This is a genomic window from Roseateles chitinivorans (assembly GCF_050632235.1).
Lineage (GTDB): Bacteria > Pseudomonadota > Gammaproteobacteria > Burkholderiales > Burkholderiaceae_C > Roseateles > Roseateles chitinivorans_A.
On the sequence record NZ_CP192584.1, the window covers coordinates 5561439 to 5584322 of the forward strand.

21 protein-coding genes are annotated in these 22884 nt (G+C 67.9%); 15 read left to right on the forward strand and 6 right to left on the reverse strand.

Features of this window, described 5'->3' with window-relative positions; all coding sequences use genetic code 11:
- The first annotated feature begins 220 nt into the window (after nt 1–220).
- The 8 genes from ACQ859_RS25365 to fliR all read left to right on the forward strand — a co-directional run bounded on the left by ACQ859_RS25365 (nt 221) and on the right by fliR (nt 5800).
- A complete protein-coding gene (locus ACQ859_RS25365; protein WP_431263290.1) occupies nt 221–1246 on the forward strand; it encodes a flagellar hook-length control protein FliK in 1026 nt (341 codons plus the stop codon).
- 136 nt (nt 1247–1382) lie between these two features.
- Nucleotides 1383–1964, forward strand: a complete 582-nt coding sequence (locus tag ACQ859_RS25370) for a flagellar basal body-associated FliL family protein (RefSeq protein WP_088403385.1) — start codon at nt 1383–1385, stop codon at nt 1962–1964.
- Between the two features lie 25 nt (nt 1965–1989).
- On the forward strand, nt 1990–2991 hold the full coding sequence (fliM, locus tag ACQ859_RS25375; RefSeq protein ID WP_067276207.1) for a flagellar motor switch protein FliM: 1002 nt from the start codon (nt 1990–1992) through the stop codon (nt 2989–2991).
- Nucleotides 2984–3424 (forward strand): flagellar motor switch protein FliN, encoded by a 441-nt coding sequence (gene fliN, locus ACQ859_RS25380; RefSeq protein WP_088403384.1) that lies wholly within the window; start codon nt 2984–2986, stop codon nt 3422–3424. Before fliM ends, fliN begins: the two co-directional genes overlap by 8 nt.
- A gap of 65 nt (nt 3425–3489) precedes the next feature.
- Nucleotides 3490–3855: a FliO/MopB family protein gene (locus tag ACQ859_RS25385; RefSeq protein WP_431263291.1), complete on the forward strand. Its 366-nt coding sequence runs from the start codon at nt 3490–3492 to the stop codon at nt 3853–3855.
- Nucleotides 3856–3868: 13 nt separating this feature from the next.
- Nucleotides 3869–4681: a flagellar type III secretion system pore protein FliP gene (gene fliP / locus ACQ859_RS25390; RefSeq protein WP_431263292.1), complete on the forward strand. Its 813-nt coding sequence runs from the start codon at nt 3869–3871 to the stop codon at nt 4679–4681.
- 35 nt (nt 4682–4716) lie between these two features.
- Complete coding sequence (fliQ, locus tag ACQ859_RS25395) at nt 4717–4986, forward strand: flagellar biosynthesis protein FliQ (RefSeq protein WP_088403381.1); 270 nt, start codon at nt 4717–4719, stop codon at nt 4984–4986.
- A 49-nt stretch (nt 4987–5035) separates the two neighbouring features.
- Nucleotides 5036–5800, forward strand: coding sequence for a flagellar biosynthetic protein FliR (fliR, locus tag ACQ859_RS25400; protein WP_431263293.1), 765 nt, complete (start codon nt 5036–5038; stop codon nt 5798–5800).
- 54 nt (nt 5801–5854) lie between these two features.
- Here the strand turns inward: fliR and ACQ859_RS25405 are convergent, their stop codons facing one another.
- The 6 genes from ACQ859_RS25405 to ACQ859_RS25430 form a co-directional block, all read right to left on the reverse strand.
- Nucleotides 5855–7171, reverse strand: a complete 1317-nt coding sequence (locus ACQ859_RS25405; RefSeq protein WP_431263294.1) for an ABC transporter permease — start codon at nt 7169–7171, stop codon at nt 5855–5857.
- Nucleotides 7172–7173: 2 nt separating this feature from the next.
- On the reverse strand, nt 7174–8343 hold the full coding sequence (locus tag ACQ859_RS25410) for an ABC transporter permease (RefSeq protein ID WP_431263295.1): 1170 nt from the start codon (nt 8341–8343) through the stop codon (nt 7174–7176).
- A 40-nt stretch (nt 8344–8383) separates the two neighbouring features.
- On the reverse strand, nt 8384–9079 hold the full coding sequence (locus tag ACQ859_RS25415; RefSeq protein WP_431263296.1) for an ABC transporter ATP-binding protein: 696 nt from the start codon (nt 9077–9079) through the stop codon (nt 8384–8386).
- A gap of 64 nt (nt 9080–9143) precedes the next feature.
- Nucleotides 9144–10361 (reverse strand): efflux RND transporter periplasmic adaptor subunit, encoded by a 1218-nt coding sequence (locus ACQ859_RS25420; protein ID WP_431263297.1) that lies wholly within the window; start codon nt 10359–10361, stop codon nt 9144–9146.
- 301 nt (nt 10362–10662) lie between these two features.
- Nucleotides 10663–11310, reverse strand: coding sequence for a response regulator (locus tag ACQ859_RS25425; protein ID WP_088403375.1), 648 nt, complete (start codon nt 11308–11310; stop codon nt 10663–10665).
- Complete coding sequence (locus ACQ859_RS25430) at nt 11307–12467, reverse strand: histidine kinase (protein WP_431263298.1); 1161 nt, start codon at nt 12465–12467, stop codon at nt 11307–11309. The genes ACQ859_RS25425 and ACQ859_RS25430 overlap by 4 nt, the downstream gene beginning before the upstream one ends.
- Before the next feature lie 283 nt (nt 12468–12750).
- Here ACQ859_RS25430 and ACQ859_RS25435 point away from each other — a divergent pair, with 283 nt between their 5' ends.
- The 7 genes from ACQ859_RS25435 (at nt 12751) to ACQ859_RS25465 (ending at nt 22884) form a co-directional block, all read left to right on the forward strand.
- Nucleotides 12751–13209, forward strand: a complete 459-nt coding sequence (locus ACQ859_RS25435; protein WP_067276237.1) for a hypothetical protein — start codon at nt 12751–12753, stop codon at nt 13207–13209.
- A gap of 121 nt (nt 13210–13330) precedes the next feature.
- Nucleotides 13331–13693: a response regulator gene (locus ACQ859_RS25440; protein ID WP_067068294.1), complete on the forward strand. Its 363-nt coding sequence runs from the start codon at nt 13331–13333 to the stop codon at nt 13691–13693.
- A gap of 19 nt (nt 13694–13712) precedes the next feature.
- Nucleotides 13713–15848, forward strand: a complete 2136-nt coding sequence (locus ACQ859_RS25445; RefSeq protein WP_431263299.1) for a chemotaxis protein CheA — start codon at nt 13713–13715, stop codon at nt 15846–15848.
- A 71-nt stretch (nt 15849–15919) separates the two neighbouring features.
- Nucleotides 15920–17821 carry a methyl-accepting chemotaxis protein gene (locus ACQ859_RS25450; RefSeq protein WP_431263300.1) on the forward strand — a complete coding sequence of 634 codons (1902 nt, stop codon included), beginning with the start codon at nt 15920–15922 and terminating at the stop codon, nt 17819–17821.
- 21 nt (nt 17822–17842) lie between these two features.
- A complete protein-coding gene (locus ACQ859_RS25455) occupies nt 17843–18388 on the forward strand; it encodes a chemotaxis protein CheW (protein WP_088403372.1) in 546 nt (181 codons plus the stop codon).
- 160 nt (nt 18389–18548) lie between these two features.
- Nucleotides 18549–20669 carry a methyl-accepting chemotaxis protein gene (locus ACQ859_RS25460; RefSeq protein ID WP_431263301.1) on the forward strand — a complete coding sequence of 707 codons (2121 nt, stop codon included), beginning with the start codon at nt 18549–18551 and terminating at the stop codon, nt 20667–20669.
- Between the two features lie 139 nt (nt 20670–20808).
- Complete coding sequence (locus ACQ859_RS25465; protein WP_431263302.1) at nt 20809–22884, forward strand: M3 family metallopeptidase; 2076 nt, start codon at nt 20809–20811, stop codon at nt 22882–22884.

Here is a 22884-nt window from a genome sequence, read left to right on the forward strand (position 1 = left end):
AGCTGGAAGCCCAGCAGCAGGCGCAGCGCCAGGAGTCGGCGCAGCCGCCAAGCCCGCGTCGCCGCCCACACGCTCACCCGAGAACACCGCCGCGAAGGACGAGAACAAGCTCGCCGCGCGCAATGCCGCCGCCCGCAACAGCGCCAGCAAGGCCGAAGACGCCAAGACCCCGGCCCGTTCCACGAAGTCGGATCCGGCCACTGCCGGAGAAGCCACGGACGTGGCTGACGCGGCCGAGGCCACCGATCCGGCGGATGCCGCCCGGGCCGATGCCGCCAGCGGCAAGGACGCCGAGCGCGTCGTGGCCAAGGACGACGAGGGCAAGGACAAAAAGGCCGCCAAGGACGCGAAGGACACCGGTGCGACCGCTGCCGAGCAGATCCTGGCGATGCTGCGCGGCGACGCGCCCGTGGAAACCAAGACCCAGGCACGCGCCGGTACGGCCGAGGGCGACGAGGCGGGCACCGACGCCCTGCCCGGCGGCGCACAGGCTCACGGCAAGCAAGCGACCACCGGCGACGTCCTGCGCGAGCGCCAGCAGCTTCAGCGAGAACTGAGCCAGGCCGCCGCAGGCACTGCCGGCGCGACCGAAGGCGCGGACAAGACCGCCCAGACCGACGCGCTGCAAGCCGCCTCCAGCGGCGCGCACGAGATCGCCATGGGCGACTCCGCCAAGGGCCCGCAGCCGAGTTTCGAGGCACTGCTGGCCGCAGCGCAGCAAACCGGTTCGGCGTCCGGCACCTCCGGCGCCGACGCGACGTCTGCGACCCAGGCACCCAGCGTTCCGCTCAGCCATCCGCTGGACAGCCCCGACTTCGCGCCGGAACTCTCCGCCAGCGTCAGCCTCCTGATCCAGGACGGCGTGCACGAAGCCCAACTTCAGCTCAATCCGACCGAGATGGGTCCGGTGTCGATCAACATCCAGCTCGACGGCCAGCAGGCGCAGGTGAACTTCCATGCCCAGCACGCCGCGACCCGCGAGGTGCTGGAACGCAGCCTGCCGGATCTGGCGGCCGCCCTGCAGGCGCAGGGCTTGACCCTGAGCGGCGGCGGGGTGTTCGCCCAGTCGCAGTCCAGCGGCGGCCAGAATCGTGGCGACGGTTCCGCCGACGGCACGTCCAACGGCAACGGCAACGGCCGCCGGGGTGGACGCGGCCAGGGCTCGGACGACGACGGCGCGATCGCCGCCAGCGGCCGGTCGGAGCGCCGCTCTGCACCGCGCGGGCTGGTCGACCTGTACGCCTGAAGATCCCCGAGTCTGACCGGAATCCGCCGCCTTTTCGCGCGTTGAGCGCCGTGGCGGCGCTTCACAATGGGAGACATTGCCGGGTCACCAGATCCGGTTCCCCGCCAACGTCCCTCATTTCATCACCGGAGCGCCCATGGCCACAGCCGCCGCAGGCAACGACGCCGCCGTCAAGGGTGGCGGCAAGAAGAAGCTGATCATCATCGTCGCCATCGTCCTGGTGGTGGTGCTGGTGGGCGTCGCCGCGTTGCTGATGATGAAGAAGAAGTCGCATGCCGATGACGAGGAAGGCGCCGCCGCCGAGGAGAAGCCCGCGGCGGCCGCCCACGCCAAGCCGGGCACGCCCCCGACCTTCGTCCCGCTGGACCCGTTCACGGTGAACCTGGCCGACAAGGAGGTCGACCGCTTCGCGCAGGTCGGCATCACGCTGGAAGTCGCCGACGCGCATTTCGCCGACCAGCTCAAGGCCTACATGCCGGCGATCCGCAACAACGTGCTGCTGGTGCTGTCGCACAAGACCTCGGCCGAACTGCTGAGCGCCGAAGGCAAGGAACAGCTGGCCAAGGAAATCCGCCGAGAGGCCGTGCGTCCGATGGGCATCGAGCTCGACGACGAGGATGAGGACTCGGACGCCGCGCCGAAGAAGAAGAAAAAGAAGAAGCGCCAGGTCGAGAGCCCGGTGACGCAGGTCCTGTTCTCCACCTTCATCGTGCAGTGACGAGCCGCACAGCAAGGAGCGCGCGATGAATCAGCAAATCCTGTCGCAAGACGAAGTCGATGCCCTGCTGCAGGGCATCACCGGCGAGAGCCAGAAGCTCGAGGCCGAAGAGGTCCAGACCGGCGGCATCCGCGAGTACAACCTCGCCAGCCAGGAACGGATCGTCCGTGGGCGCATGCCCACGATGGAGATCATCAACGAACGCTTCGCGCGCAACATCCGCATCGGGCTGTTCAACTTCATCCGCAAGAGCCCGGAAGTCGCCATCGGCGGCATCAAGGTGCAGAAGTACAGCGCCTTCCTGCGCGAGATCGTCGTCCCGACCAACTTCAACATCGTGTCGGTGAAGCCGCTGCGCGGCAGCGGCCTGATCGTCTGCGACCCGACGCTGGTGTTCGCGGTGATCGACTCGCTGTTCGGCGGCATCGGCAAGTTCCACACCCGCATCGAGGGCCGGGACTTCTCCGCCACCGAGCAGCGCGTGATCCTGCGTCTGGTCGAGGTGATCATTCAGGAGTACACCAAGGCGTGGAAGGGCATCTATCCGCTGGAGCTGGAGTACCAGCGCTCGGAGATGCAGCCGCAGTTCGCCAACATCGCCACGCCGAGCGAGATCATCGTGTCGACCTCGTTCACGCTGGAGATTGGCGAGACCAGCGGCACGGTGTATTTCTGCATCCCGTATTCGACGCTGGAGCCGATCCGCGACGTGCTGTACAGCACCACGCAGGGCGATTCGAGCGAACCCGACCGCCGCTGGGTCAACCTGCTCAAGCACCAGATCCAGTCGGCCGAGGTCGAACTGGTGGCGGAGCTGGCCAAGGCCCCCGCGACCGTGGAGCAACTGCTGGCCTTCAAGCCGGGCGACTTCATCGAGCTGGACCTGGAGCAGATCATCCAGGCCAAGGTGGACGGCGTGCCGGTGTTCGACTGCCATTACGGCACCTCGAACGGCAAGTATTCGATCAAGATTGAAAAGATGCTGACCGGCCCGGATGCCGGCTGGCTGGGAGCCCGCAATGGCTGACAACACCCCGATGGACGAACAGGACGCGATGGCCGCCGAATGGGCGGCGGCGCTGGCGGAAGCCGGCGGCGGCGGCAGCGAGGTCGCGGCCGAAGTGCAGCAGGTGACCGAGCAGGTCGCGCCGGCGGCCTTCACCAACTTCTCGCCGACGCCGGGCAACCTGCCCGGCAGCGACATCAACATGATCCTGGACATCCCCGTCCAGCTCACGGTTGAACTCGGCCGCACGCGCATCCCGATCAAGAACATCCTGCAACTGGCGCAGGGCTCCGTCGTCGAACTGGACGCGCTGGCCGGCGAGCCGATGGACGTGCTGGTCAACGGCTACCTGATCGCCCAGGGCGAAGTCGTGGTCGTGAACGACAAGTTCGGTATCCGCCTCACCGACATCGTGACCCCGTCCGAACGGATGCGGCGCCTGAGCAAGGCATAACCTGACCCCTGATCAGCCCCACCCCGGTGGGGCTGATGCGTTTCAGGGACGCATAATTCAAAGCCATGAACAACAGCCTCGTCCCCCTGCTCTGGTTCCTGGCCATCCTGGCCTTGATTCCAGTCGTGTTGTGGCTCCTCAAGCGCACGCCCTTGGGCGGGAGCGCGATGGGCGGACAGCTGCGCACCGTCGCGCAGCTGGTGATCGCGCCGAGCCAGCGCATCGTGATCGTCGAGGTCGGCCAGGACGAGGACCGTCAATGGCTGGTTCTCGGCATCACTGGCCAGCAGATCCGCACGCTGCACGTGATGCCGCCGCAGGCCGACGCCGGCGCAGCCCTGCAGGCGGCGCAACCGTCGTTCTCCTCGATGCTCAAGCGCAGCCTGGGCGGCAGGCACGCCGATGGCCCCGGGTCCACTACCTCGGTCTGATCGGGAACGGCGCATGACCGCTTCGACCTCGAACGCCCCCACTCCGCATGAGCCCCGCCGCTGGCGGCTGTCGCGGCGCGCTCTGGGCATCGCGGGCGTGCTCGCGCTCGGCGGCTTCGGTGCTGCGGCCTGGGCCCAGCAAGGCGGCGCACCCGCCAGCGTGCCGCTGATCATCGGCCAGGGTGCGGGGGGCAACAGCTACTCGGTGCCGATCCAGACCCTGCTGTTCTTCACCGCGCTGGGCTTCCTGCCGGCGGTGCTGCTGATGATGACCGGCTTCACCCGGATCGTGATCGTGCTGTCGCTGCTGCGCCAGGCGCTGGGCACCCAGGCGGCGCCGCCGAACCAGGTGATCGTCGGCCTGTCGCTGTTCCTGACCTTCTTCGTGATGAGCCCGACGCTGGACCGCGTCTACGCCGACGCTTACCAGCCCTATCAGGCCGGACAGATCGGCTTCGAGGTCGCGCTCGACCGTGCGCAGGTGCCGATGCGCGCCTTCATGCTCAAGCAGACGCGCCAGTCGGACGTCGCGCTGTTCGCCAAGCTCGCCAAGCTCGAACCCAACGTCGCACCGGAGAATGTGCCCTTCCGTGTGCTGGTGCCCGCCTTCGTCACCAGCGAACTGAAATCCGCGTTCCAGATCGCGTTCCTCATCTTCATCCCGTTCCTGGTGATCGACATGATCGTCTCCAGCGTGCTGATGAGCCTGGGGATGATGATGCTGTCGCCGGTGCTGGTGTCGTTGCCGTTCAAGCTGATGCTGTTCGTGCTGGCGGACGGCTGGAACCTGCTGCTGGGCTCGCTGGCGGCGTCGTTCGCGCAGTAGCGGCGCGACATCCGCACCGATACCAAGGACAAGTCATGGATGCACAACAGGTCTTCTCGGTCGGTCAGCAGGGCCTGTACGTGCTGCTGATGGTCGCGGCGCCGATCCTGCTGACGGTGCTGGCCGTCGGCGTGCTGGTGTCGGTGTTCCAGGCCGCGACGCAGATCAACGAATCGACGCTGTCGTTCGTGCCCAAGATCGTCGCCGCGGTGCTGGTGCTGGCGGTCGCCGGCCCCTGGATGATCACGACGCTGGTCGAGTACATCCAACGCACGCTGCAGAGCATTCCGCAGGCGCTGGGCTGAGGCGGGCGCCAACGCGCGGCCCTGTTCGATCCGACGGTCTCCGATCCCGATGATTTCCTTCAGCGAAGCGCAGTTGCTCGCCTGGATCAATCCGATCCTCTGGCCGTTCATCCGCACGCTGGCCCTGTTCGCCGGGATGCCGGTGTTCAGTCAGCGTCAGGTGCCCGCGCGCGTGCGCATCGGCTTGGCGCTGTTCATTGCGGTCGCCGCGCAACCGTCGCTGCCGGCGATGCCGGTGATCCCGCTCGACTCGCTGCCGCAGCTGCTCGCCGTGACGGGGCAGCAGTTGCTGATCGGGCTGGCGATGGGTTTCGCGGTGCGGGTAGTGTTCGCCGCGCTCGAGTTCGCCGGTGAGCTGATCGGTCTTCAGATGGGGCTGAACTTCGCCGGCTTCTTCGATCCGTCGACCGGTTCGCAGGGCACGTCGACGTCGCGTTTCCTCGGCTCGATGGTGGCTTTCCTGTTCGTCGCGATCAACGGGCACCTGATGCTGATCAACTCGCTGGTCGAGAGCTTCCAGGCCTTCCCGGTCGGCGAGGAGCCGTTCCGATTCCTGCGCATCGCGCAGCCCCAGGTGTGGGGCGCGGAGATCTTCCGCATGGGGCTGTGGATCGCGCTGCCGCTGATCACGATGCTGATGTTCGTGAACCTCGTGCTCGGCATCATCTCGCGCGTGGCGCCGCAGCTGAACGTGTTCTCGGTCGGTTTCCCGCTGACCGTCAGCATCGGCCTGGTGGGGCTGGTCGCGACACTGCCGCTGATGCATCAACCGTTCATGATCGCGCTGGAACGGATGCTGGCGGCGTTCAACTGACCGCTGCGGCATCCACATCGGCCGATGCTTCCCAGCGCCGGCCGGTTTACTGCGTCAGAGCTCGCGCAGCGCGGTCGTGACCGGCAGGCTCGCCGCCCGCACCGCGGGGAACAGGCCACCGATGAAGCCGATGGCCAAGGCCCACTTCAGGCCCTCCCACAGCAGTTGTCCCGAAACGCGCAACTCGAAGCTCAGCTTGCCCACGGCGCCGGCGCTCATCGTCGACGCCGCATGGCCGTTGAACAGCAGGTAGGCCACCGCACCGCCGATGACGCCCCCGAGCGCGGCCAGCAGCATCGTCTCCAGCATCACCGCCACCACCACCGGCAGTCCGGGGAAGCCGATCGCCCGCAAGGTCGCGATCTCGCGCGCCCGCGTCGCCACCGCCGCGAACATGGTGTTCAGCGCGCCGAAGATCGCGCCGATTGCCATGATCGTCCCGACCACGATGCCGATGATCCGCAGGATCTTGGTCATCTGCTCGGATTGCTTCGAGAAGAACGCGAGCGTCGTCGACGTGTCGACCTTCAGCTGCGGATTGCCGTCGAGGGCGGCCTTGAAGTCCTTGAAGGCCTTCGCATCGGTCAGCTTCACCGTCACCGAGTTCCGGCTTGCGCCGCGACGGTAGGTCTCGGCGACCACGGGCGCATCGGCCCACAACTCCGAGTCCATCGAATCGCCGGACGCGAACACGCCCGTCACCGTCCACATCTGGCTGCCCAGGCGGATCTGCTTGCCGGGTTCCAGGCCTTCGAACTGACGCGCGGCGCCTTGGCCGACGATCATCTCCTTCAGCCCCGGCTGGAACTTCCGGCCCGCGACGATCTTGACCTGCGGACGCACCGCGAAGGCTTCATCGCCCACGCCGCGCACCTGGACGCTGCCCTCTTCATCGGTCTTCGTGCCCTTCACAGGCAGGTTGGCCGCGACCACGGTCTCCGCCGAGGCCAGCGGTTCGCCCTTGGCGCTCTTCGCCACGCCCGGCGCCTGCGCGATCTGCACGATGTCGTCGCGGGTCATCACGGAGGCCACCTCCGCCGCCGAGCCGCCGCGCAGGACGATGGCGGTGTCCTCGCTGCCGGACTTGCGCAGCGTCTCCGCGTAGCCCTCGGCCATCGCGAGCAGCGCCACCAGCACGCCGACGACGCCCGCGATGCCCACGACGATCACGGCCGACGAGCCGATCCGCTGCGACAGCGTGCTCACGCCGACACCGGTCACCGAGCGCGCCTGCGCGCCGCGCCGCGTCAGCAGCATCCACAGCGCCAGCAGGACCGCCACCCCGACGGCGCCGAACCACGGCAGCATCACCCAGCCCACCAGCACGAGCGCCAGCAGCACGACCAGTCCCAGGTTCTTCAGGAATTTCATGATCACGCCCTCCCCGCCAGCGCGTCGGTGATGTTGAGCCGCATCGCGTTCAGCGCCGGCAATGCGCCGACGATCACGCCGAAGAGCACCATGAAGCCGACTCCCATCGTCCAGCTGCGCAGGCCGGCCGCCGGCAGATTCAGCGCGCCGCCGCTGCCGGCGCTGACGACGGGGCCGATCACGCTCGCCAAACCCAGCCCGATCACGCCGCCGATCACCAGCAGCAGCACCGACTCCGCCAGCACCATCGCCAGCACGCTGTGCCCGGAGAATCCGATCGTCTTCAGCACCGCGATCTCGCTGGTGCGCTCGCGCACCGCCTGCATCATCGTGTTGCCCGACAGCAGCAGCAGCGTGAAGAACACCGCGCCCATGATCGAACTGACGATCAGTCCGATGTCCGCGATCTGCTTCATCCAGGAGGCCATCGCCGCCTGCTCGGTCTGCGTGCGGGTCTCATGGTCGGAGTTGGCGGAGATCGCGTCGATCGCCTTGGCCACGCGGTCCGCCTGGTTGGCGTCGGCGACGCGTGTCACGTACCAGCCGACCTGGCCCTGGTTGTAGGGCGTCGTGTCGTCGAAGTACTTCCAGTTCAGCAGGAACAGCTGGTCGTACCAGCCGCCGGCCTTCTTGTCCGCGGAACCGATCAGGCCGACGATCTCGAACTGCCAGTTCTTGCTGCCGTTGCGGTCAGGGAAGATGGTCGACTGCAGGGGGATCTTGTCCCCGACCTTCCAATTGAAACGCTTGGCCAGCCGCTCGCCGACCAGCACCCCGATGCGCGTCGATGCGAAGGCCTGGCGCGCCTGCGCGCTCACCACCATCTCGGGATACGCGTCCAGGTAGTTCGGCGCGACCGCGAAGCTCACGACCTGGTTGTGCGGATCCTGATAGGCCCCGCCGAACCAGTTCGCGAAGGTCACGGTCTTGGCGCCGTCGACGGCCTGGATGCGCTGCGTCAGCGCCATCGGGAGCGTCTGGATGAAGGACAGGCGCGAGCCGGTCTGCAGCCGCGACGCGCCATTGGCGGACTGGCCGGCCTGGTCGAAGGAGGTGCGGACCGCGTCCAGCAGCCCGAACAGCAGGAACGCGGTGATGATGGACACCAGCGTCAGCACCGTCCGGAGCTTGCGCCGGAACAGCGCCGCCCAGATGAGGTGAAGGTATTTCATGGCGAGCCCTTTCTTGGGACTTGACCCGGACGCTGCAGCGTCAGGCGGTCGCGGAGACGGTCTGCTCGACCAGCGTGCCCTTGTCCAGGTGCAGCGTCTGGCGGGCGCGCTCGGCGGCCTTCGGATCGTGCGTGACCATCACGATGGTCTTGCCATGGTCGCGGTTCAGCGCCTGGAGCAGCGCCAGCACGTCCTCGGCCGATTGACGATCCAGGTCGCCGGTGGGTTCGTCGCAGACCAGCAGGGTCGGGTCGGAGACGATCGCCCGCGCGATCGACACCCGCTGCTGCTGACCGCCGGAGAGCTCCGTCGGCTTGTGGCTGGCGCGGTCCGACAGGCCCACCAGTTGCAGCGCGATCGCGGCGCGCTTCCTGCGCTCGGCCGCGGACAGCTTGGTCAGCAGCAGCGGCAGCTCCACGTTGCGCTGCGCCGAGAGCGTCGGCATCAGGTTGTAGAACTGGAACACGAAGCCCACCCGGGCCGCGCGCCACTTCGCCAGCGCCGCGGAGCTGAGCTGGTCGATGCGCTCGCCGCCGATGGCGATGCTGCCGCCGCTGGGCTGGTCCAGTCCGCCGATGAGGTTCAGCAGCGTCGTCTTGCCGGAGCCGGAGGGCCCCATCAGGGCGAGGAACTCACCCTCGCGCACATCCAGGTCGATGTGGTGCAGCACTTCCACCTTCTGCTTGCCGCGGGTGTAGACCTTGGACAGGTCACGGATCTCGATCAGATTGCTCACGATGACTCCTCGCTTCGGTTTCCTGGACTTCCGGCGGGGACCTCGCGTCCCCGCGCTGTCGGCTTCACTTGCCGGCCGCCGGCTTGATCTCGCCGCCGTCGCGCAAGGCGTCGGGCGGATTGAGGACGACGGTGTCGCCGGCCTTCACGCCGTCGAGCACCACCGCCTGCTCGCCGACCGGCGTGCCCTGGCGCACCTTGCGCTGGGCGACGGTCTGGCCGTTCACGACGAACACGACGTCGGCGCCGTCGCGCGGCACGACGGCCGATTTCGGCACCAGCACGCCGGGCGGCGGCGCGGTCTGGGCGCTCTCCTTGGCGGCGAGGAAGGACACGCGCACGCCCATGTCGGGCACGACGCGCTGGTCCTTCTGCTCGAGCGCGACCCGCACTTTCACGGTCGCCTTGCCGCGGTCGGCCGAGGGCACGACCGCGATCACATGCGCCGGGATGCGCCAGTCGGGATAGGCATCCAGCACCGCCTGCGCCGGCATGTCGGCCTTGACCTGGCCGATGTAGGCCTCGTTGACGTCGACATCCACCTCCAGCGAGTCCATGTCGACGATCGTGCCCACACCGGTCCGCGTGAAACCGCCGCCGGCAGAGAGCGGCGACACGATCTCGCCGACCTGCGCCGCCTTCGCGGTGATCACGCCCGAGAACGGCGCCTTCACGACCGTGTAGTCGAAATTGACCTGCGCCTGCGCTGCCTGGGCCGTGGCGGCATCAGCCTCGCGCCGACGCGCTTCCAACTGTGCCGCGTACGCGTTCACAGCGGTCCGGGCCTGCTCGGCGGACTGCTTCGTCGTCATGCCGCTGAGCGCCAGTTCATCCTGGCGCTTCAGGTCCGACTGCGCCTGCAGCCACTGCGCACGCGTCGCCTCGATGTTGGCCTGCGCGCTCTTCACATTGGCCCGGGCCATGTCCAGCGCGGCGCGCAAGGCATGGTCCTCCAGGCGGGCCAAGACCTGACCCTTCTGGATCTTGTCGCCCTCCTCGAACAACACCTCGGTCAGCGTGCCGGTGATCTGCGTCGACACCGTCGCGGCGCGACGTGCCGTCACGTAGCCGGTGGCCTGCAGCACGGCATTGCCGCCCGCGCCGCCGCGCGCCTGCGCCGAGGCCGTCTCGACCTCCGGCACCTGCGACTGGCGCCACCACCACCAGCCGCCCGCGGCCAGCAGCGCCAGCACGACCAACGCCGCCAGCAGGCCCCAGACCCACCTCGGCGGTCCTCCGCCGTGGTCCTCGCGCTCGCTCCCCTGGATGCGCAGCTCTTTCAACAGTGCGGTATCGATGACGGCCCCCTGTGTGTCAGTACGGGGCGCATTCTCCGAGGCGCCCCCTCCTCGTCAAGGCGGACTTGCGATGAATGGCGGCTGGCTGGCGTGAATGTCCCCCGAGGACGACGAACGGCAGGGGCGGTTTTCGACAGGTCTTCGGAGGCCTTCGGGAGGCCAAGCGCGGGCGCTCCACGGGGCATGGGGCGCCCCTCCAGGGACCCCAAGCCCCATTCCGGCCCCAGCTCCGCTCGCTGACTTCACGCGATCGGAACGTCGGGGACGGGCGTTCGGGCCCCTTCGATCAGCTCTCGACCAGCCCGTTGCGGATGGCGTAGACGGTCAGTTCGGAGTTGTTGGACAGCGCCAGCTTCTCCAGGACACGAGCCCGGTACACGCTCACCGTCTTCGGGCTGAGCATCAGCTCCTCGGCGATGTCCGACAGGCGCTTGCCGGACGCGATCATCACCAGCGTCTGCAGTTCGCGGTCGGACAGCTTCTGGTGCGCCTGCTCCGGCGCCGGCGCGGTCAGGCTCTCGACCAGCATCTGCGCGATCTCCGGCGTCACGTACTTGCGGCCCTGCGCCACCGTGCGCACCGCCTGCACCAGCAGTTGCGGATCGCCGCCCTTGTTCACGTAGCCGAAGGCGCCGGCGCGCAGCGCGCGGATCGCGTACTGGTCTTCCGGATACATCGACACGATCAGCACCCGCGTCGTCGTGCCCTCGTCCTTGAGCACATGCAGCACGTCCAGACCGCTGCGGCCCGGCATGTTGATGTCCAGCACCAGCACGTCGCACTGCTTGTCGACCGGCAGCGTGCGCATGAGGCTGCGCAGCTCGCCGTAGTCGCCGGCCTCGCCGACGACCTCGATGTCGGGCGCATCGGACAGCGTGTCGCGGATCCCGCGGCGGATCAGCGCGTGGTCGTCGCAGAGGATGACTTTGATCATAGGGCGCCCCACGAGGAGGGATCATGGCCGCCGCCGGCCGGGATCGGCTCGCCGTCGTCATCGAACTCGAACTCACCGAACACGCCCCGCAGCGGCACCGACAGGATCAGCGCCGTGCCCTGCAGTCCGCTGCTCAGGTCGACCCAGCCGCCCACCGTCGCCGCGCGCTCGCGCAGGCCACGGATGCCGAAGCTGCGCGCCTTGCTGAGGTCGCCCGGCGCGACGCCGTGACCGTTGTCCTTGATCTCCAGCGTCAGCACGCCGCCCTCCATGCTCAACTCCACGTCGACCTTGGTCGCCCCGGCATGTTTGGACACATTGGTCAGCGCCTCCTGCGCGCAGCGGTAGGCCACGAGCGGGACACCCGCCGGCAGCTGGAACTGCTCGCCGACGTGCCGCACCGCGGTCGCGATGCCGGTCCGGCGCTCGAAGCGCGCGGCCAGCCACTGCACTGCTGCCAGCAATCCCTGTTCCAGGATTGCCGGACGCAGGTTGTGCATGATGCGCTGGCTCGATTCGATGGCGCTGGTCACCGTCTCCAGCGCCGATTGCACGCGCTGCTGCACGTCCTCGTCCTTGCTGTGCCGCGCGATCCAGGCCAGGTCGAACTTCAGCGCCGTCAGCGAGCCGCCCACGTCGTCATGGATCTCGCGGGCGATCGCCGCCCGCTCCATCTCGACGCTGGTCTGCAGATGTCCCGCCAGCTCGTGCAGCTGCTGCTTGGACTTGAGCAGTTCGCGGTCGGCCTCCTGCCGGGCGAGCTGGGCCTCGAAGGACTCGATCGCATGCAGCAGGGCCGGCGCGAGCCGCGCCAGATTGTTCTTGAGCAGATAGTCCGACGCCCCGGTGCGCATCGCCGCGACCGCCGTGTCTTCGCCGATCTCACCCGATACCAGCACGAACGGGAGCACCAGTTGCCGCTGCTTGATCATGTCCAGCACGACCAGGCCCGAAAACCCCGGCAGGTTGTAATCGGAAATCACCGCATCCCAGGGCCGGTCGAGGGCTGCCTCGATATCGGGCAGCGTGTCCAGCCGCGTGATCTCGAATCGCAATCCGGCCCGTTGCAACTGGGCCAGGATCAGTTGGTGATCCAGGTCGGAATCCTCGATATGAAGCAGGCGCAGAGAGCGCTCGGCCAGGGGGAGAGTCGGCATGGCCGGGAGTATGCCAAGTTTGTCGCGCATCCCTCATCTATGCAGGGAACCCCCACGCTTTATTCATCTGGAAACCGTAGAGTCTTGGGTTTACCCTTATCGAGATTTGTCACGGTTCCGTCGATGAACTACCGATCTGAGCTATTGGGATGACTTTGCACGGTTAGTCCCGTCGACAGATGCGTGGCAAAAGCCGAAGATTCTTGCCAGCCGACAAGTCCGGGCGCATGTTTGAGTTGGGCAGACATGAAGACGCACCAGGACACCCCTAAGTGGAGCCAAGATGCAAATCGATGAGACGTCGGTCGAGCCGGAAGGCACAGGACTGATGCCGCTGCTCGCCGCTGCCGAGCTGCAGGACCATCTGATGACGGTCAACAACGATCTCGAGCGCCTGCAGCGCCTGCTCGACGACGCCTGCGAAGCGTTGTCGACGCATTTCTTCGGCGCGTCGAGCCTGGTGGACCAGATGCGCGAGCGTCTGCCGGAAGCGAAGGACCAGGACGCGCTGCAGCAGTTGATGCTGCATCTGGCCGGGGCGATCACCGCGCTGCAGTTCCAGGACATGTCCACGCAGTTGATCGCGCATACCAGCCAGCGCCTGCGCAACTGCTCGGACCAGCTCGCCCGGGACACCTTCGGGGACGACGAGGACGGCATGGCCGTCGTCGAGACCGCCCCGCTGCGTCCCAATCCCGTCACGCAGGACGAGATGGACGCCGGTTCGGTGGAACTGTTCTGAATGTTCACCCGATCCGTCCGTTAGGTCACGAAATCACCGGGCACCGTCACCAGACCGCCCTCAAGGTCCTCAAGAATCTTCAGGTCCACCCGAAAACCGCTTGTCATCCGGAGAACTCAAAATGCCCTCGATCCTCGCCGTAGACGATTCGGCCTCCATGCGCCAGATGGTCTCGTTCACCCTCAAGAATGCGGGTTTCAACGTCGTGGAGGCGGTGGACGGGCAAGATGCCTGGGAGAAGTCGTCGCAACGCGATTTCGACCTGGTGCTGACCGACCAGAACATGCCCCGGATGGACGGCATCAGCCTCACCAAGAAGCTGCGCGACAACCCCAAGTTCAAGACCACGCCGATCCTGATCCTGACCACCGAGTCCAGCGATCAGATGAAGCAGGCGGGCCGCGCGGCCGGCGCCACCGGATGGCTGGTGAAGCCTTTCGACCCGGCCAAGCTGATCGAAGTGATCGGCAAGGTGATCCGCTGAAGGCTAGCTGGAGAGATTCATGGGAGATATGACCTCCGAGGGCGCAAACCTGGGCGCAGGCATCGACCTGAGCCAGTTCTACCAGGTCTTCTTCGAGGAAGCCGGGGAGAACCTCGACAACATGGAACAGCTGCTGCTGAACCTGGACATCGAGAACCCGGACGACGAGCAGATGAATGCCATCTTCCGTTGTGCCCACTCGATCAAGGGCGGCGCGGCGACGTTCGGCTTCAACGACGTGGCCGAACTGACGCACCAGATGGAAACGCTGCTGGACAAGCTGCGTCGCCACGAACTGGCGCCGACCTCGCCGATGGTGGACGTGCTGCTGCAGTCCGGCGACGCGCTGAAGGCGCAGTTGGCCCGGCATCAGGGCTCGGGCGCCGACGCGGTGGACACCTCCGCCCTGCTGAGCAGCATCCGCACGCTGGTGGAAGGCGGCACGCTGGACGGCACCCGGGCGCCGGCGCCGTCGGCCTCTGCCGCGCCCGCACCGGCCCCCGCGGCCCCGGCACCGGCGCCGCTGAAGTCCAACGTCCGTCAGCTCGAGCTGCTGGTCGGTCCGCTGACCGACGCCGCGCAGGCGGACAACCTGGTCGAGCTGTTCAAGGAAATCACCGACCTCGGCACGATCGAGCCGCTGGACGGCGGCATCTCCGCCGACGGCATGCGCCGCTTCAAGGTGCTGACCAGCAGTACCGACAACGACCTGCTGGACCTGTTCACCTTCCACGTCTCGCGCGAGCAGGTCAAGCTGCTGCCGCTGAGCGAAGGCTTCGGCTTCCATGAGGGCGCCCCCGGCGCGCCGGTGGAAACCAAGAAGGACGAGGACCCTGGCTACGGCTTCTTCGACGACGCGCCCGGCATTCCCGAAGCGACCGCCGCCGAAGTCAAGGCCGAGGCCCCCAAGGCCAGCGTGCCCGTGCCGGCCGCCAAGCCTGCCGCGCCCGCGCGCACCGAGGTCGCTCCGCGTGCCGGCGGCGCGAGCCCGGACCAGTCCACGCTGCGCGTGTCCGTCGAGAAGGTCGACCAGCTGATCAACCTGGTCGGCGAGCTCGTCATCACGCAGGCGATGCTGGCGCAGAACAGCCGCAACCTGGACCCCGGTCTGTACCAGCAGCTGGCGTCCGGCCTGGCCGACCTGGAGCGGAACACGCGCGACCTCCAGGAATCGGTCATGTCGATCCGCATGATCCCGATGTCGGTCGTGTTCAACCGCTTCCCGCGCATGCTGCGCGACCTGGCGGCCAAGCTCGGCAAGAAGGTCGAGCTGGTCACGCAGGGTGAAGCCACCGAGCTGGACAAGGGCCTGGTCGAGAAGATCACCGACCCGCTGACCCACCTGGTGCGCAACAGCTGCGACCACGGCATCGAGTCTCCCGCCGACCGCGCCGCCAAGGGCAAGCCCGAACAGGGCACGATCACGCTGGTCGCCTCCCACCAGGGCGGCTCCATCGTCATCGAGGTGCGCGACGACGGCCGCGGCCTGAACCGCGAGAAGCTGATCAAGAAGGCCCGCGAAAAGGGCATCGACGCGCCGGACACGATGACCGACCAGGAAGTCTGGGGGCTGATCTTCGCACCGGGCTTCTCGACCGCGGACCAGGTCACCGACGTCTCCGGCCGCGGCGTCGGCATGGACGTGGTGAAGAAGAACATCACCTCGCTGGGCGGCACGGTGGAGATCGACTCCGCCGAGGGCTACGGCATGAAGGTCTCGGTCCGCCTGCCGCTGACGCTGGCCATCATGGATGGCATGAGCGTGGGCGTCGGCGAAGAGGTCTACATCCTCCCGCTGTCGTCGGTGGTCGAGTCCTTCCAGGTCCAGTCCGACACCATCAAGACCGTCGGCGGCTCCGGCCGCGTGGTCGAGGTGCGCGACGAGTACATGCCGGTCGTCGAACTCGAACAGGTGTTCAACGTGCCCCGCTTCGATTTCGAGCATGTCAGCTCGATCATGGTCGTCGTCGAGGCCGAGGGCGGCCGCGTCGCGATGCTGGTGGACGAGCTGCTCGGCCAGCAGCAGGTCGTGGTCAAGAACCTGGAGGCGAACTACCGCAAGGTGACGGACGTCTCGGGCGCGACCATCATGGGCGACGGTCGTGTGGCGCTGATCCTGGACGTAGGCAGCCTGGTGCGCCGCTCGCGTCATTGAGATCCCCGGGCGTTTTTGAATCAGGGCGGACGTCGGCCGGCAGGCCGGCGCCCAACGCATAAGAGGTAGACATGAATTTCAGCGCGTTGATGCGTCAATTCAGCATCCGGACCCGCATGATCGGCGCGATCGGCATCGTGCTGGCGCTGCTGATGGTGGTCGGCAGCGTCGGCCTGTTCGGCATGCAGTCGATGCGCGGCCAGACGCAGGAGTTCCTCGAGAAATCGACCGCGCGCGGCAATCTGCTCGGCGATCTCACGGGCACGATGGGCAAGCTCCGTGTCCATGAGAAGGACATGATCATCAACTACGAGAAGCCGGACGTGGTGAAGGATCGCCACGCCAAGTGGGACGCCGCCCGCAAGAAGGCTTCGGAGCAGTTGACCGAACTCGCCAAGCTCAGCGGTGCCGACGACCAGGACGCGATCAAGAAGCTGCAGACCGCGCTGGAAACCTACGCCGCGAAGTCCACGAACGTCGTGACACAGCTGGAGGCTGGCGCCTACGATCACGCCGCGGTCGCCGACCGGCTGCTGCAACCGGCCAAGGATCAGGTGGTCGAAGCCGAGAAGCAGCTCGACGAACTGAGCACGCGACTCGAAGCGCAATCGGAAGCGATGCGCAAGGGCATGGAAAGCACCCAGGGCGGCGTGCTGTGGACCTTCGGCCTGGTGCTGGTGTTCGCAGCCATCGTCGTGGTGCCGCTGACGCTGCTGAACATGCAGACCATCTGCGCGCCGCTGGCCGACGCCGAGGCCCTCGCCGCCGCGATCGCCGAAGGCGACCTGTCGCGCACGATGAAGCCGGTCGAAGGCGTCGACGAGGCGTCCAAGCTGATGCGTTCGTTGCACCACATGCAGGAAGCGCTGCAGTCGATGGTCGGCCAGCTGCGCACGGCCGCCGATTCGATCCGTACCGCCTCGGTCGAGATCGCCACCGGCAACCAGGACCTGTCCAGCCGCACCGAACAGACCGCATCCAACCTGCAGGAAGCCGCGTCCTCGCTGGTCCAGCTGACCGGCACCGTCAAGCAGACCGCCGACTCGGCGCGCACCGCCAACCAGTTGGCCTCCTCCGCCTCCGGCGCGGCGGCCAAGGGCGGCGAGGTGGTGAGCCAGGTGGTCTCGACGATGGACGAGATCAACGCCAGCTCCAAGCGCATCAGCGACATCATCGGCACGATCGACGGCATTGCCTTCCAGACCAACATCCTGGCGCTGAACGCGGCCGTGGAAGCGGCGCGCGCCGGCGAACAGGGCCGCGGCTTCGCGGTCGTGGCCGGCGAGGTCCGTTCGCTGGCACAGCGCAGTGCCGAGGCCGCCCGCGAGATCAAGACCCTGATCGGCGCCAGCGTCGAACGCGTCGAGACCGGCTCGCGCCTGGTGCAGGAAGCCGGCAGCACGATGAGCGACATCGTCTCCAGCGTGCAGCGCGTGACGGACATCATCGGCGAGATCACCGCCGCGTCCAGCGAGCAGAGCGACGGCATCAGCCAGGTCAACCAGGGCGTGAGCAACCTGGACCAGATGACGCAGCAGAACGCCGCGCTGGTCGAGCAGTCCGCCGCCGCCGCGGAAAGCCTGAAGGACCAGGCCGAACGCCTGGGCGGCGTGGTCGACCGCTTCCGCGTGTCGGGCCATGCGCCGGCGCTGTCGGCGACGGCATTCACGGCCAAGTCCGACACCGCGACGCCGGCAACGCACGGCGCCACGACGGCGATGGCGCCGGTCAAGCCTGCCGCGAAGTTCGAGAGCAAGGCCGCGCCGGCCAAGCCTGCCGCCGTGAAGGCCGCGTTCAAGGCCACGCCGGCAAAGGCGGCCTCCTCGGCCACCATCAAGTCCACCGCCACGACGGCGGCCAAGCCGGCCGTCGTCAAGCCCGCGGTCTCGCCCAAGGCCGCGCCCGCACCGCTCACTCCCAAGCCGGTCGTCCCGGCCACCACCGCCGATGACGGCGACTGGGAAACCTTCTAATCAGCCGCACGAGGTCAACACATGGAAATCGTCCAACAAACCGGCACGCAAGTCGTGCAAGCGAACTCCAGCGCGCTGGTCCCGCACGGCGCCGCGAATGCCGCGCCCGCCAGCGGCGAGTACCTGACCTTCCGCCTGGGTCAGGAGGAATACGGCATCGACATCCTGAAGGTCCAGGAGATCCGTTCCTACGAGCAGCCGACCCGCATCGCCAACGCGCCCGACTTCATCAAGGGCGTCGTGAATCTGCGCGGCGTGATCGTCCCGATCGTCGACCTGCGTCTGAAGCTGGGCTGCGCGACGGCCGAGTACAACAGCTTCACCGTCGTGATCGTGCTGAACGTCAAGAACCGCGTCGTCGGCGCGGTGGTGGACTCGGTGTCCGACGTGCTGGAACTGAACCGCGACGTGATCCGTCCGGCCCCGGAACTCAGCGCCAGCACCGTCAACACCAGCTTCATCATGGGCATCGGCGCCGTCGCCGAGCGCATGCTGATCCTGATCGACATCGAGGGCCTGATGTCCAGCGCGGACATGGGACTGATGGATGCGATGACGGTCGCCTGACCGAACGACAAGACGCCCGGCACGCCCGGGCGTTTTCTTGGTCGGTGCGCGTGCCATGGCCGCGCACGACGCACAGAGAGTGGATCGTGGAGGCGACGCCTGAGAGCGGAAAGCCCGGCGTCGGCAGACAGGCAATAGGCAACAGCCAAGGAGCCCGTTCATGTTCGACTCGATCAAGACCCGGCTGATCGCGCTGGGCGTCGGCATCGTCGCCCTGACGCTGCTGGCGATCACCGTCGCCAACTACGTGACCGTGCGGGGCCATACCCGCCAGCAGGTCTCCGAATCCCTCGATGAACTGGCCGCGGCGCGTTCCGACGCGATCCGCCAGTGGGTCCGCTCGCAGCGCGACATCGTCGCGGCGTTGCAGCCGGCCATCGCGGCGGCCGATCCGGTGCCGCTGCTGCAGCAGGCCGCCAAATCGGGGCGGCTCGAGGCCGCCTACGTCGGCTTCGCCGACAAGAAGATCGTCTTCAACACGCCGCAGAACCTGCCGGCCGACTACGACCCCACGGCGCGCCCCTGGTACACCGGCGCGGCCTCCGCGTCGGGCACCGTGCTGACCGCGCCCTACATGGACGCTTCCAAGGGCCGGCTGGTGGTGACCTTCGCCGCGGCGGACAAGAGCGGCGGCGGCACCAAGGCCGTCATCGCGACGGATGTGTTCCTGGACGATGTCGTCGCCACGGTCCAGGCGATCAAGCCGACGCCGGGCGGCTTCGCGTTCCTGATGTCCAAGGACGGCAAGATCGTCGCGCACCCCGACGCCAAGCTGGCATTGAAGGACGCCACCGCCATCTCCGAACAGCTGACGCCACAGGCGCTGGCCACGGCGCTCGATCCGGCCGCGGGCTGGGTGGAAGCGAGCGTGGGCGGCGACGCCTTCCTGGTCAGCGGCACGCCGATCGCGGACACCGACTGGCAGCTCTTCGTCGCCGCGAAGAAGGACGAGGCGCTGGCCTCGCTGAGCGCGCTGCTGCGCACCGCGGTGATCACGGCCTTGGTCATGATGGCGGTCGCGGCACTCGCGATGACGGGCACGATCAGCGCGATGCTCAGCGGCGTGGACCGCGTGCGCGCCGCGCTCGACGACATCAGCGCCGGCGACGGCGATCTGACGCAGCGCCTGCCCGCCGGCGGCCGCGACGAGGTCGGCCGGATCGCGGCATCGTTCAACCTGTTCGCCGAGAAGATCCAGCGCATCCTGCTGGACGTGCGCGCGGCCAGCAACTCGATCACGACGGCATCCAGCGAGATCGCGATCGGCTCGCAGGACCTGTCGCAGCGCACTGAGGAAACGGCGTCCAACCTGCAGCAGGCCGCGTCCTCGATGGAGGAATTGACGGCGACGGTGCGCCAGACCGCCGACGCGGCGCAGACGGCCAACCAGCTGGCGTCGAGCGCCTCCAGCGCGGCCGCGCGCGGCGGCGAGGTGGTCGGCCAGGTGGTCTCGACGATGGACGAGATCACCGCCAGCTCCCGGAAGATCAACGACATCATCGGCACGATCGACGGCATCGCGTTCCAGACCAACATCCTGGCGCTGAATGCCGCCGTCGAGGCGGCCCGTGCCGGCGAGCAGGGCCGGGGCTTCGCGGTCGTCGCGAGCGAAGTGCGCTCGCTGGCGCAGCGCAGCGCCGAGGCGGCCAAGGAGATCAAGACGTTGATCGGCGCGAGCGTGACCAGCGTCGAGGCCGGTTCCCGGCTGGTGCAGGCGGCGGGCGCGTCGATGAGCGACATCGTGGGCAGCGTGCAGCGCGTGACCGACATCATCGGCGAGATCACCGCGGCGTCGACCGAGCAGAGCAGCGGCATCGCGCAGGTCAACGATGCGGTCGTTCAACTGGACCGGATGACGCAGCAGAACGCGGCGCTGGTCGAGGAATCGGCGGCCGCGGCCGAAAGCCTCAAGGACCAGGCGCACCGTCTGACCGAGGTCGTGTCGGTCTTCCGCCTGGGCGCGGACGGCATGCCGCCGGCGGTCGTCCGCAGCGCAAAACCGGCCCCGACGTCGTCGGCGCGGCCGCCCGCGAACGCTGCTCCGGCGGGCACGGCGAAGGCCTCGCTGGCCCCCGCCACGTCGGCCGCGGTGCACAAGCCCTCATCCGCCCCCAAGGCCGCGCAAGCCGCGACTACCGCCTCGAACGGCGCCGCGGCCAACCGCCCGAAGTCGCCGGCGCCCGCCGCGAAGACCGCCCCCCGCCCCGCGCCGACGACGTCCGCCCCGCCGCCGCCCCGGCCCGCGCCGGCGGCCGACGACGGCGACTGGGAGACGTTCTGAGGCAGAGAATGCAGGTCTCGTGAGCGGCGGACCCGGCTTGATAGCCGGGACGCCGCCCTCACGATAGAAACCTCCCGCGCATCCGCGCGCGAAAGGCTGAGACACTGTCCCGGCATTTCGTCAGACTCACGAGGCCTGCATGACCGATTCCACCGCCGCCGCGCCAGCCGCCGCATCCTCCGCCGCGAACCCGCTGCTCTCGACCGCGCCGCTGCCCGATTTCGCCGCGATCGACCCGTCGCACATCCAGCCCGCCATCGCCGAGCTGCTGGCCGAAGCCCAGAAGGCGCTCGACCAGGTGACGGCGTCCGACGCCCCCGCCGACTACGAATTCCTGTCCCGCACCTTGAACGTCGCCTCGGAGCGTCTGGGCACGGCCTGGGGCGCCGTCGGCCACCTGAACGCGGTCGCCAACACGCCGGCGCTGCGCGAGGCCTACAACGCGATGCTGCCGGCAGTCACCGAGTTCTACACGGCGCTCGGCGCCAACGAGGCGCTCTACGCCAAGTACAAGGCGATCGCCGCCCTGCCCGGTCTGACGCCCGAGCGCGCCCAGTTGCTGAAGCACGCCATCCGCGATTTCGTCCTGTCCGGCGCCGAGCTCCAGGGCGAAGCCAAGGAGCGCTTCGCGAAGATCCAGGAGCGCGGCGCCGAGCTCGGCCAGGCCTTCTCGGAACACGTGATGGACGCGACCGACGGCTGGAGCTATCTCGCGAAGGCCTCCGAGTTGAAGGGCGTGCCGCCGGACGTGATCGCCAACGCGCGCGCCGCGGCCGAAAAGGACGGCAACACCGATCCCGACACGCACAAGCTCACGCTGCACTTCCCCGTCTACATGCCGGTGATGCAGTACGCCGAGGACCGCGCGCTGCGCGAGCGGCTGTACCGCGCCTACGTGACGCGCGCCAGCGAACTCGGCGACAAGCCGGACTGGGACAACGGCCCGCTGATGCAGGAACTGCTGATGCTGCGCCAGGAAGAAGCCCGTCTGCTGGGCTTCGCCAACTTCGCCGAGGCCTCGCTGGTGCCGAAGATGGCCACCTCGCCCGCGCAGGTGCTGGAGTTCCTGCGTGACCTGGCGGGCCGCGCCCGTCCGTATGCGCAACGCGACCTCGACGAACTGCGCGACTTCGCCAAGGCGGCGCTGCGCATGGAAGACCTGCAGGCCTGGGACACGCCCTTCGTGTCCGAGAAGCTGAAGGAAGCCCGGTACGCCTTCTCCGACCAGGAGGTGCGGCAATACCTGACCCTGCCTCGCGTGCTGGAGGGGCTGTTCCGCATCGTCGACCGGCTGTTCGGCGTGCAACTGATCCCGGCGACGGCGTCGGTGTGGCACGACTCGGTGCAGTTCTGCGAGTTGCGCCGCGATGGCCGGCTGATCGGACAGGTCTACCTGGACCTGTACGCGCGCAACGGCAAGCGGCCGGGCGCGTGGATGGACGAGGTCCGCAGCCGCTGGGCCCGCCCGGACTTGAGCGCCAGCGGCGCGGAACAGATCCCCGTCGCGCACCTGGTGTGCAACTTCCCGCAGGGCGCGGACGGCAAGCCGGCGCTGCTGACGCACGACGACGTCACCACCCTCTTCCACGAATGCGGCCACGGCCTGCACCACCTGCTGACGCGCGTGGCGGAGCTGGGCGTGTCCGGCATCTCGGGCGTCGAATGGGATGCCGTCGAGCTGCCGAGCCAGTTCATGGAGAACTTCTGCTGGGAATGGGAAGTGATCCAGCAGCTGTCCGCGCACGTGGACACCGGCGAACCGCTGCCGCGCGCGCTGTTCGACAAGATGCTGGCGGCGAAGAACTTCCAGGCCGGACTGCAGACGCTGCGCCAGATCGAGTTCGCGCTCTTCGACATGCGGCTGCATGCGGAGCCCGGCGCGGAGACGCGCGTGCAGGAACTGCTGGACGAGGTGCGGGCGGAGGTGTCGGTCCTGCCGGCGCCGGCGTTCAACCGTTTCCAGCACAGCTTCTCGCACATCTTCGCCGGCGGATACGCGGCGGGTTACTACAGCTACAAGTGGGCGGAAGTCCTGTCCGCCGACTGCTGGAGCGCCTTCGAGGAGGAAGGCGTGTTCAACCCGGCGACGGGCCGCCGCTACCTCGACGAGATCCTGTCCATGGGCAGCGTCCGCGACGCGATGGACAACTTCAAGGCCTTCCGCGGCCGCGAACCGCAGATCGACGCGCTGCTGAGGCACCAGGGCATGGCCTGA

Bases quoted from the DNA above. Each gene is read 5' to 3' on its own strand.
- ACQ859_RS25370 (WP_088403385.1), top strand. From the start codon at position 1,383: ATGGCCACAGCCGCCGCAGGCAACGACGCCGCCGTCAAGGGTGGCGGC.
- fliM (WP_067276207.1), top strand. From the start codon at position 1,990: ATGAATCAGCAAATCCTGTCGCAAGACGAAGTCGATGCCCTGCTGCAG.
- fliN (WP_088403384.1), top strand. From the start codon at position 2,984: ATGGCTGACAACACCCCGATGGACGAACAGGACGCGATGGCCGCCGAA.
- ACQ859_RS25385 (WP_431263291.1), top strand. From the start codon at position 3,490: ATGAACAACAGCCTCGTCCCCCTGCTCTGGTTCCTGGCCATCCTGGCC.
- fliP (WP_431263292.1), top strand. From the start codon at position 3,869: ATGACCGCTTCGACCTCGAACGCCCCCACTCCGCATGAGCCCCGCCGC.
- fliQ (WP_088403381.1), top strand. From the start codon at position 4,717: ATGGATGCACAACAGGTCTTCTCGGTCGGTCAGCAGGGCCTGTACGTG.
- fliR (WP_431263293.1), top strand. From the start codon at position 5,036: ATGATTTCCTTCAGCGAAGCGCAGTTGCTCGCCTGGATCAATCCGATC.
- ACQ859_RS25405 (WP_431263294.1), bottom strand. From the start codon at position 7,171: ATGAAATTCCTGAAGAACCTGGGACTGGTCGTGCTGCTGGCGCTCGTG.
- ACQ859_RS25410 (WP_431263295.1), bottom strand. From the start codon at position 8,343: ATGAAATACCTTCACCTCATCTGGGCGGCGCTGTTCCGGCGCAAGCTC.
- ACQ859_RS25425 (WP_088403375.1), bottom strand. From the start codon at position 11,310: ATGATCAAAGTCATCCTCTGCGACGACCACGCGCTGATCCGCCGCGGG.
- ACQ859_RS25430 (WP_431263298.1), bottom strand. From the start codon at position 12,467: ATGCCGACTCTCCCCCTGGCCGAGCGCTCTCTGCGCCTGCTTCATATC.
- ACQ859_RS25435 (WP_067276237.1), top strand. From the start codon at position 12,751: ATGCAAATCGATGAGACGTCGGTCGAGCCGGAAGGCACAGGACTGATG.
- ACQ859_RS25440 (WP_067068294.1), top strand. From the start codon at position 13,331: ATGCCCTCGATCCTCGCCGTAGACGATTCGGCCTCCATGCGCCAGATG.
- ACQ859_RS25445 (WP_431263299.1), top strand. From the start codon at position 13,713: ATGGGAGATATGACCTCCGAGGGCGCAAACCTGGGCGCAGGCATCGAC.
- ACQ859_RS25450 (WP_431263300.1), top strand. From the start codon at position 15,920: ATGAATTTCAGCGCGTTGATGCGTCAATTCAGCATCCGGACCCGCATG.
- ACQ859_RS25455 (WP_088403372.1), top strand. From the start codon at position 17,843: ATGGAAATCGTCCAACAAACCGGCACGCAAGTCGTGCAAGCGAACTCC.
- ACQ859_RS25460 (WP_431263301.1), top strand. From the start codon at position 18,549: ATGTTCGACTCGATCAAGACCCGGCTGATCGCGCTGGGCGTCGGCATC.
- ACQ859_RS25465 (WP_431263302.1), top strand. From the start codon at position 20,809: ATGACCGATTCCACCGCCGCCGCGCCAGCCGCCGCATCCTCCGCCGCG.